The organism is Komagataeibacter rhaeticus (assembly GCF_003207855.1).
Classification (GTDB): domain Bacteria; phylum Pseudomonadota; class Alphaproteobacteria; order Acetobacterales; family Acetobacteraceae; genus Komagataeibacter; species Komagataeibacter rhaeticus.
The window spans coordinates 30,644-39,789 of record NZ_NKTZ01000018.1; the positions used below are offsets into that span (position 1 = coordinate 30,644).

A 9,146-nucleotide genomic window follows, 5' to 3' on the forward strand; every position below is an offset into this window, starting at 1 on the left:
GCTTCACCAAAAACGTCTTTATGCTTTCAACCTGTCAGGGGAAGAAGGTAAGGGGCGGTCCTGCTTGCCGCGTTGCGGGCAACATCATGCGGCGTGCCTGCGGCAACGATCCGGCCGCCGCCTTCGCCCGCCTGCGGCCCCATGTCGATGATCCAGTCCCCCCTTGCCGCCACGCGCATGTCATGTTCGGCCACGACCACCGTATGCCCCGCATCGACCAGCGATTGCAGGTGTATCTGCAGGCGGTCCACATCCGCCGGGTGCAGGCCGGTTGTCGGTTCATCCAGAATGTAGAGCGTATGCCCCCGGCGCTGTTTCTGCAGTTCGGTCGCAAGCTTGATGCGCTGTGCCTCGCCGCCCGACAGTTCGGTGGCGGGCTGCCCGAGCTTGAGATAGCCAAGCCCGCCCTGCTGCAATGTGGCAAAGGCGGCCGCAAGTGCAGAAGTGTTGGCAAAGAAGGTGGCGGCCTCATCTACCGTCATGGCCAGTATGTCGGCAATGGACTTGCCGCGCAGGGTCACCTCCAGCACCTCGGGCCGGTAGCGCGTGCCGTGGCAGGTGGGGCAGGGGGAATACACGCTGGGCAGGAACAGCAGTTCCACCATGACCGAGCCCGCGCCCTCACAGGTGGGGCAGCGCCCCTTGGGCAGGTTGAATGAAAAGCGGCCGGCGTCATAGCCGCGTGCCTTTGCCATGTCGGTTGCGGCATAGAGCTGGCGAATGGTGTCGAACAGGCCGGTATAGGTGGCAAGATTGGAGCGCGGCGTGCGCCCGATCGGTTTCTGGTCGATCATGACCAGCCGTTTCAACGTGTCCGCACCCGCCGTGACCTGCCCGCGCGGGGTGCCTTCGGGCAGGTCATCAATGCTGTCCTCATCCGGGTCCGCCGCCAGTTTCTGCCCCAGTCCGTGCGCCACCAGCACGGGTAGCGCCTGGCTGACCAGACTGGATTTGCCCGAGCCGGACAGCCCGGTCACGGTCACGAACGTGCCCAGCGGGATTTCCACGCTCAGGTCGTGCAGGTTGTTCCACGTCACCCCCGCAAGGTTCAGCCACCCCGTGGGCGCGCGGGGGGCGCCCGCGATGGGCGCATCCCCCGCGAACAGGTAGGGCGCGGTGCGGGAAAGGGGGACCGTGCGCAGCCCGTCGGGCGGGCCGCTATACAGGATTTCCCCACCCCGTGTGCCCGCATCGGGGCCGACATCGACAATCCAGTCGGCCCGGCGGATCAGGTACAGGTTGTGTTCGACAATGAAGAGCGAGTTGCCTGCCGCCTTCAGCCCCTCCAGCGCATCCAGCAGGTTGTGGGCATCGGCCGGATGCAGCCCGCTGGAGGGCTCATCCAGTACGTAAACCACGCCAAACAGGCTGGAGCGGATCTGCGTGCCCAGCCGCAGGCGCTGGTATTCCCCCGGCGACAGGGTGGTGACGGAGCGGTCGGCCTGCAGGTAGCCCAGCCCCAGCCGTTCCAGCACCGCAATGCGCGCGATCAGGTCGGCCGCCATCCGTTGCGCTGCAATGGCCGTGGCATCGCCTGCCTGTGGTGTGGCGCCCAGCGCCAGCGTGCCATCGGCCAGCGGGGCGAGCGTGCGCGCGATGGTGGCAAGCGGCTGGCGCGTCATCTGCGCGATGTTCAGTCCCGCCAGCGTAACCCGCAGGGCATCCGGGTTCAGGCGCTGGCCATGACAGGTGGGACACGGGGTCGCGGTCAGGAACCGTTCGGCCCGCCTGCGCATGGCCGCACTCTGGGACGTGGCGAACGTGTGCAGCACATAGCGCCGCGCCCCGGTAAAGGTGCCGTTATAGCCCGGCGGGATGTGCTGGCTGATCGCGCGCTGCACGGCGGCGTGGTCCAGGCCGGGATAGACGGGATAGGTCGGGGTCTCGTCCGTATACAGGATCCAGTCGCGGGTTTCCCGTGGCAGGTCGCGCCACGGGCAGTCCACGTCCACCCCTTTGGTAATCAGGATATCGCGCAGGTTCTGTCCCTGCCATGCGGTAGGCCAGGCGGCCACGGCGCGCTGGCGGATGGACAGGCTGTCATCAGGTACCAGCAGGGCCGTGGTGGTGTCCATGATGCGGCCCTGACCGTGGCATTGCGGGCAGGCGCCCATGGGCGTGTTGGCGGAAAAGGATTCCGCCTCCAGCCGCGGCATGCAGGCGGGGTAGTGCCCTGCGCGCGAATAGAGCATGCGCAGCAGGTTGGACAGCGTGGTGATGCTGCCCACCGATGACCGTCCCGTACCCGTGCCGCGCTGCTGCTGGAGTGCTATGGCAGGCGGCAGCCCCTCTATGCCCCCCACGTCGGGCACCGGCATCTGCCGGAAAAGTCGCCGGGCGTAGGGAGAGACGGATTCCAGGTACCGTCGCTGGGCTTCCGCGTACAGTGTGCCGAACGCAAGCGAGGATTTGCCCGAGCCGGATACCCCGGTGAACACCACCAGCCTGTCGCGCGGCACATCCACATCCACATTCTTCAGGTTGTGTTCGCGTGCGCCGCGCACCTGCACGAAATCCGCCCGGCTGTGCGGGTCGGCTGAAGGGGATGGGGCGGGGGAGTCATGCGACATGAAAATGGCCTTTGCGCGCTGTCCCGGCCGGGACCGGGTTCCGGACTGTCATTATAGCGCCGCCAGATCATTTTGCATGGCCGGGGTTTGGTATTATCGAACGTTATATAATTGACGATATGGGTATGACCGGGGCCCTGCTTGACCGTCGGCACCGCGCGGCGCATCAGGAAGGCTGGGTCATGACGACATGAAGGATCGGGCGGGTACAAGCATGAAAAGAGTCATCATACTGGGCGTCTCCCTCTGTCTGTGTTCGGCGGGCATGGCGCATGCGGCCCATCAGGGAAACATGGCACCCATCGTGGCCGAGGCCGAGCGCCATGTCGCCGCCACCCAGCCGGACCCCGCGGGGGTGGTGTTCCGTAATGTGGCGGTGCACGGCATGGATGGCGCATCCGTGGTGTGTGGCGAGATGGCCGCGCATGACACGCCCGCAGGCAGCGTGCACATGAAATTCGGCTATGTGCAGGGGCAGGACGACCCGGTGGTGTTCAGCGGGCGTGACGTACCGCAGAAGATCAGTTTCAACGAGGTCAATTCCTGGCTCAATGACAGCATCAAGCTGGAAGATCTGGAAGAAATGGGCTGCGTGCCCAAGGGCACCTATCACAGCTACAATGAGCGCCTGAATCAGGTCATGTCCCAGCGCAAGCAGTTTGGCGTGAACTGAGCCGGGCAACCCGCGCCGGTATCATGTGTTCACGACATGCATGCTGTCCGCTGGGCCGGGTTCTGAACGGGTTGGCACGGGGCGGCAGATGTGTACGCTGCATGCCATACGGATGATGGAACCCGGCAGGGGGGGCATGCGCGCAGGCGTGGTGCCATGCCGGGTGATGGAAGGGAATTCATGACAGATGTAACGCAGGCCATGCTGGGTCAGGACGTGATTGCGGCCGGTTCGGGCCGTATGGGCACGCTTACGGCGGTCAACGCCGATGGCACGATCCAGATTACGGTGGATGGCCCGGCGGAAAGCACCTTCAATGTTCCCCTCTCATGGGTACAGTCTGTCGATAACGGCAAGATCCTGCTCAGCCACACGGTGGAGGACGTGCAGTCCTACACCCCGCCGGCCTGAACGGTCTTCCGGTAATACGACAGGAATGTCCGGGTATCTGCCAGGGCGTGTTGAAAAAGGCTTGCCCCCGGGTTCCGTCATGTCCCGCGCTCCGACACCCGCGGGCGCAGGTGGCAGGAAAGGTGGGGGCATGGCATGGTGGACAGGACAGGCCCGGTACCCGCTCCGCTGATGGCGGCGGGTGATGATACGTTCCGCGTGCCCCTGCGCGCCACGCCTGCCATGCTGCGGGCCAGCATCGCGGGCCTGCGCATGCCGGTATTCGCCCCCGCGCGCCGTGCGGCCGACCTGGTGGACCTGGCCCGGTTCGACCCGGCCCTTGTGCTGGATATCCGCTATGCCACGGCCCGCAACTTTCTGGGCTTTCCCGTTTATCCCGCCGCGCGGGCCTTCCTTCAGCGCCCGGCGGCGCGTGCCCTGTCCCATGCGCGGGGGCTGGCGGCGCGGCACGGGTATGGCCTGCTGGTCTATGATGCCTACCGGCCATGGCATGTCAGTGCGCTGTTCCGCCATGCGGTGCCGGAAAGCCTGTATGATTTCGTGGGTGATCCCGCCCATGGATCGCGCCATAACCGGGGGTGTGCGGTGGATCTGACTTTGTGGGACCTGACAACCCGGCAGGTTGTTCCCATGCCATCCGGCTTTGATGAAATGACCCCGCGCGCGCATGTGGGGTATGCGGGCGGCAGCGCGCGGGCGCGTGGGTGCCGTGACCTGCTGGCCACCATCATGCAGGCCAGCGGCTTTGAACCGCTGGCCGAGGAATGGTGGCACTTCGATTTCCGGGACTGGCGGGATTATGCCGTCATGGACCTGTCTTTCGACGAGATTGGGCGCACGCTCACGCCCTGAACGGTGCGTACCGTCGCGGTGGACTGTCCGGAAACTTTTGTCCCTTTTTATCAATGGCCTGTTTCAGGCGGCCCTTAATTGTCGTGCAATGTGCGGTCAATCGTGCGGCCTGCCTTCTCGCCCGGACCCTTTGGTGGGTCGAGGGTGTCCTGCATCTTGTCACCAAAATGATCCAGTTTTTCGCCTGCCGTCTCATGGTGGCGTTTGCAGGCGCTCAGGCCCGTGCCCGCCAGTGCCAGCGCCAGGCCCAGAAGGGCGATCGAGCGCAGGCTGCGCCATGCGGGCGTGGGGGTAAGCGGCCGGGGTGCCGTTACCACGCGATCATGATGCAGGGCGATGCGGAACTGGATATGGGCGGGATCATGGGCTTTGTCTGGCGGGGTTGTGCTGCAATGGCTCGGGGTGCCCATGGTCCGTAAATCCTGTGCTGAGAGACTGTGTGTGAAACAGCAGGGCAGGTGGGATGGTTCCCGGCACACGGGAATGTGAGCGCGCTTAACCGAACATGGCCCGGCATTCCGGGCACAGGCGCAGGAAGCGGCCATCGGCCACGAAGGCGCTGTCGCAGTTCAGGCAGGTGCGGCGGACCTGATCGGGCCGGTCCATGGGTATGGCATGGCGGATGCGGTGACGGCGGAGATGGGCCTCCAGCGTTTTGATGTTCAGGCCCAGCCTGCGGGCCGTTTCACGGGTGGAGCATCCCTGCTGGCGCAGTTGTGCGACCGAGGGGGCAAGTCGGCCCCAGTCCAGCCGTGGCGGGCGGGTGCGGTGTGGGGCGGGGGCGGCATGTGTGTGGGTGTGTGCATTTTTCATACCCAAACTGTGTTAAAAAAACACACATACGGCAAGGAAATAATGCGCGCCTGTGCGAAAAATCGTTGCCTTCAGAATATTTGTGTATTTTTAACGCACGAATGGAAAGGTCCCCCATGCAAGATCCCTACCTGCCCGATGGCTGCACGCAGGCCGCCATCGATGCCCGATTCGCACCCGATGAGCCACCATGGGTCGCCTGGCATGTCCGCCAGCTCCGGCAGTACCTGCTGCGTCTGGGCATGATCCGGGCCGAACTGGCGGCCGCGCGTTTTGTGGGGCCGTATGATACGGACGATATCGTGGACGCCCTTGATGGGGAGATGGAAGCGGCCCGTCAGGCGATCACGCATCCCGAGCCCATGCGGACCAGCCATTTCCATTTGAAAATGGACGGCGCACCCGGCACATATCAAGGCTACCTGCCCTGTTCGCATGGAGATGCCCCGATGACCGACCCGACCATCCTGCCCGATCTGGACCATGAACATTTCCTGCGGCGCGCCTTTGCCGTGGCCGAACGCGCGCGGCAGGGGGGCGACCACCCCTTTGGCTGCATACTGGTCGATGCCACGGGCAGGGTGGTGCTGGAACAGGGTAATGGCTATACGGCGGAAGGGGGCGACATGACCGCCCATGCCGAACGCCTGCTGGCCACGCGGGCTTCAAAACGGTTTCCACCCGCCGAACTGGCGGGCTACACGATGTACACCTCGGCCGAACCCTGTGCGATGTGTGCGGGTGCGGTGTACTGGGCCGGGATTGGCCGCGTCGTGTATGGCCAGAGCGAACACGACCTCAAGGCAATGACCGGCAACCACCCGGAAAACCCGACCCTGGACCTGCCATGCCGCACGGTGTTTGACGCAGGCCAGCGCAGGGTAGCCGTCATCGGTCCCCTGCTGGAAGCGGAAGCCGCTGAACTGCAACGTAGCTTCTGGGCCGAAGGGAAAGCATAACAGACTGTTTAAAAACACTATATTTGCAAAATAAAAGTTTTTGGGTGTCGCCTTTTTTCAAAAAGGCGACGGTCTGGAGTCTTTTGGAAAAAGCTTCACCAGAAACTTCTTTATGATCTGCAGGCTTCAGGCATACGGGCTTTCAGAACCCGTTCGTGGTCGTCTGTCCGGTTGCCATGGAATAGGAGCAGGCCCGGTCCCCGTCGGTGACCACCAGCCAGATTATGTTGCGCAGCCCGACATAGAACTGCCCTGCGTCGCGTAGCGAGGTATAGCCATGATGGCGGAACCATGCGGCAATAATGGTGGTTGGCTGGCTGCCGAATGACTTCTTGACCGTATCAAGCAGCCTGTCGCACTGCGCGTGGGTGAAGCTGTCATGGTTCTGGTACCAGATACCGACCAGGATGCTGTTGCGCCTGGGGTCGAAATCGGCCACCGGCATCATGTCGCTGTCATAGGTGTCGGGCAGGCTGTCAATTTCATGCTGCATGGCGCGTTCGGCACGGATCAGGCCCAGGTCCATCATGGTCAGCTTGTCGGCAAACAGGGTGCTTATGACCTGTGATGGTGGTGTCTGTGCGGCAGCGGGGCGAAGGCAGGCGCATGCAAGGGCGCAGAGCAGGAACAGGTAACGCAAGATATTCCCCCATGGCGGAGTGGTTCGGGCCATTGTGATCATGGATGCGCCCGGTCTGCGGCCTGTATGAGCGTGCAGGCCCGGTGTGTCATGACAGGAATTAAATAAAAATAACTTTTCAGGCCATGTACCTTGCCTTGAATGTTATGCACATAAAGCCTATCTGCCATGAACATAACAACTGTCTTGGTGGTGAACGGGAGCGCGCGATATGACGCGGAGGAAACTTGCCCTGCGTGGGTGGATGCAGGTGCTGCGGGGTCAGATCGTGCGTGAGATCGGGTACGCCATAAGCCATGCCCGGCTGCAACGCCGGGGCATGCTGATTGAAAAGCTGGGGCATGGCCTGCTCTATCGTGCCCACCGGCTGGGAGCGCCCGCGCCGGGTACGGGCCAGACCGCCCCCGAAGGCACGGCGGCCCCGGGCTGGCATGGGTAGGCAGGCCCGCAGCCCTGTAGGCAAACTGCTTTAAAATAACGCATTGGTAAAAAATAATAAAAGTTTTCGAGTGCTGCCTTTTTTCAAAAAGGCGGCATTTTTCGAGACTTTTCGGCAAGTGCCTTACCAGAAACCCCTTTACGACCTGCAGCCGTTTCCGGGGCCGGGTGTCCGGTACAGCCTTTAAGAAAAAATCCACGCGACTCTCAACGAGTCGGGAAAAACATGCACCTTATCCCCGGTTCCTGCTGTTTCTATCCACAGGGTTGCCCGGATATTCGTCCCCTGAATCTGTGGATAAGACCTGCGGGCGGCGTGTCAGCGATGGCCCGCGATATGCTGCATGTCATCGCCCACATGGCGCAGCGCATCGCGCACGGACATGTGGCGGCGGTTGCCCGCTTCCGACACCACGGTCACGGTTGCGGTCATGCCCGCGGCCAGCACCAGCCCCTGTGGCACGCTGTCAATGTGCACGCGCACCGGAATGCGCTGTGCCAGCCGCACCCAGGTATAGACCGGGTCCACCGCCGGCAGGCCCTGAATGGAAGATGCGGCGTTGTTGCTGGCAATGCCGCGGGTAATGCTTTCCACATGGCCGAACAGCGGCTCATGAAAACCCATGAGGTCCAGCCGCACGGGTTCGCCAACAGCGATGGAATGGATTTTCGTTTCCTCGAAATAGCCATCCACCCAGTAGGAATCCGCATCGATGACCTGGATGTTCACCTGCCCCGCATTGGCATAGTCCCCCGCGCGCATGGTCAGGTTGGTGACGTAGCCGTTGATCGAACTGCGGACTTCGGTGCGTTCCAGGTTGATGCGTGCCTGCTTCAGGTCGGCCAGCGCCCCGGCATACTGGGCTTCCGCCTGCTGGGCTACGGCCTCGAACTGCTGCTTTTCCTCGCCTGATACTGCAACGCCCGAAATCTTCTGCCGCCGTTCGTACTGTGATGTCCTGAACTCCAGATCCGCCCGGCGTTCGTTTACCGCCGCCGTGGCGATATCCACCTTCACGCGGAAATCGAACGGATCGATCACGTACAGCACATCCCCCTTGTGGACGAACTGGTTGTCCTGCACGCGCACGTCGTTGATCTGGCCGGAAATGCGTGGGGCGATATTGGCAACCTGTGCCCGGACCTGTCCGTTACGGGTCCAGGGGGAGGCCGTGTAGTAATCCCACAGCACGATGGCCACGATGGCGGCCACCAGCAGGATGGTCAGGGTAATGGCCAGGCGCACAAGGCGATTTGCATATGCGAACACGTCAGCATTCTCTCACAGGATCAGGGTATACAGGCCGACAAGGCAGATCAGCAGGCCAAACTGCGCCAGTGGCGGGTTCCACACGAACCGCCACAGGTTGAACCATGACAGTACCGCCCGCAGTGCCAGCAGCGTGCACAGTGCCAGCCCGAGATTCATGACGAAGGCGGAAACCAGCACGCCCTCCACATCCACGACCTGCCGCATCAGCCCGCCTTCCGTGTCCGGATAATGCCGTAATGCCGCAACCGTGGCGCCGCCGCCTGCCACCCCCGCAGTACCGCATTCAGCCCCGCCAGCAGGTTTATCGCCGCGACCTGCGTCTGCGGTGGCAACTGCGCCGTGGGGGCGGGCACGGCATCCAGCGCCTGTTGCAGGGGGGCGGTTACTGAGGTGGTCCCGTCCGTTCGGACAGTTTTGTGGGCTTGATAAGCTATACCCGGTTGTTGTTATGCCGCCCTTCTGACGGCGTTGCTGTTGGCCATCTGGTCCGGGGTTAACCCCGGACCAGATGGCGTCG

12 protein-coding genes are annotated in these 9,146 nt (G+C 63.0%); 6 read left to right on the forward strand and 6 right to left on the reverse strand.

Annotated features, from left to right (window positions below; translation table 11 throughout):
• Positions 1-26: 26 nt before the first annotated feature.
• Positions 27-2,570, reverse strand: a complete 2,544-nt coding sequence (locus CFR78_RS13155) for an excinuclease ABC subunit UvrA (RefSeq protein WP_034931722.1) — start codon at positions 2,568-2,570, stop codon at positions 27-29.
• A gap of 214 nt (positions 2,571-2,784) precedes the next feature.
• On the opposite strand from CFR78_RS13155, the gene CFR78_RS13165 reads away from it, so the two are divergent.
• The 3 genes from CFR78_RS13165 to CFR78_RS13175 all read left to right on the forward strand — a co-directional run bounded on the left by CFR78_RS13165 (position 2,785) and on the right by CFR78_RS13175 (position 4,506).
• A complete protein-coding gene (locus CFR78_RS13165; protein ID WP_240471432.1) occupies positions 2,785-3,243 on the forward strand; it encodes a hypothetical protein in 459 nt (152 codons plus the stop codon).
• A 180-nt stretch (positions 3,244-3,423) separates the two neighbouring features.
• Positions 3,424-3,654 (forward strand): DUF2171 domain-containing protein, encoded by a 231-nt coding sequence (locus CFR78_RS13170; RefSeq protein WP_007397553.1) that lies wholly within the window; start codon positions 3,424-3,426, stop codon positions 3,652-3,654.
• Positions 3,655-3,789: 135 nt separating this feature from the next.
• Positions 3,790-4,506: a M15 family metallopeptidase gene (locus tag CFR78_RS13175; RefSeq protein WP_034931728.1), complete on the forward strand. Its 717-nt coding sequence runs from the start codon at positions 3,790-3,792 to the stop codon at positions 4,504-4,506.
• 74 nt (positions 4,507-4,580) lie between these two features.
• Here the strand turns inward: CFR78_RS13175 and CFR78_RS13180 are convergent, their stop codons facing one another.
• Both CFR78_RS13180 and CFR78_RS13185 read right to left on the reverse strand, forming a co-directional pair.
• Positions 4,581-4,916, reverse strand: coding sequence for a hypothetical protein (locus CFR78_RS13180; protein WP_110581253.1), 336 nt, complete (start codon positions 4,914-4,916; stop codon positions 4,581-4,583).
• An 85-nt stretch (positions 4,917-5,001) separates the two neighbouring features.
• Positions 5,002-5,319 carry a helix-turn-helix domain-containing protein gene (locus CFR78_RS13185; protein ID WP_007397556.1) on the reverse strand — a complete coding sequence of 106 codons (318 nt, stop codon included), beginning with the start codon at positions 5,317-5,319 and terminating at the stop codon, positions 5,002-5,004.
• Positions 5,320-5,768: 449 nt separating this feature from the next.
• On the opposite strand from CFR78_RS13185, the gene CFR78_RS13190 reads away from it, so the two are divergent.
• Positions 5,769-6,278, forward strand: a complete 510-nt coding sequence (locus CFR78_RS13190) for a nucleoside deaminase (protein WP_110581254.1) — start codon at positions 5,769-5,771, stop codon at positions 6,276-6,278.
• 142 nt (positions 6,279-6,420) lie between these two features.
• Here the strand turns inward: CFR78_RS13190 and CFR78_RS13195 are convergent, their stop codons facing one another.
• Complete coding sequence (locus tag CFR78_RS13195; RefSeq protein WP_240471433.1) at positions 6,421-6,918, reverse strand: hypothetical protein; 498 nt, start codon at positions 6,916-6,918, stop codon at positions 6,421-6,423.
• Positions 6,919-7,129: 211 nt separating this feature from the next.
• Here CFR78_RS13195 and CFR78_RS13200 point away from each other — a divergent pair, with 211 nt between their 5' ends.
• Positions 7,130-7,357 carry a hypothetical protein gene (locus CFR78_RS13200; RefSeq protein WP_034931731.1) on the forward strand — a complete coding sequence of 76 codons (228 nt, stop codon included), beginning with the start codon at positions 7,130-7,132 and terminating at the stop codon, positions 7,355-7,357.
• Positions 7,358-7,675: 318 nt separating this feature from the next.
• Here CFR78_RS13200 and CFR78_RS13205 read toward each other — a convergent pair whose 3' ends face one another.
• Both CFR78_RS13205 and CFR78_RS13210 read right to left on the reverse strand, forming a co-directional pair.
• The gene (locus tag CFR78_RS13205; RefSeq protein WP_007397563.1) at positions 7,676-8,626 is read right to left on the reverse strand and encodes an efflux RND transporter periplasmic adaptor subunit; all 951 of its coding nucleotides are present in this window, start codon (positions 8,624-8,626) and stop codon (positions 7,676-7,678) included.
• A gap of 12 nt (positions 8,627-8,638) precedes the next feature.
• Positions 8,639-8,833 (reverse strand): DUF1656 domain-containing protein, encoded by a 195-nt coding sequence (locus CFR78_RS13210; RefSeq protein ID WP_007397564.1) that lies wholly within the window; start codon positions 8,831-8,833, stop codon positions 8,639-8,641.
• A 32-nt stretch (positions 8,834-8,865) separates the two neighbouring features.
• On the opposite strand from CFR78_RS13210, the gene CFR78_RS16345 reads away from it, so the two are divergent.
• A complete protein-coding gene (locus CFR78_RS16345; protein ID WP_181417542.1) occupies positions 8,866-9,018 on the forward strand; it encodes a hypothetical protein in 153 nt (50 codons plus the stop codon).
• Positions 9,019-9,146 lie beyond the last annotated feature (128 nt).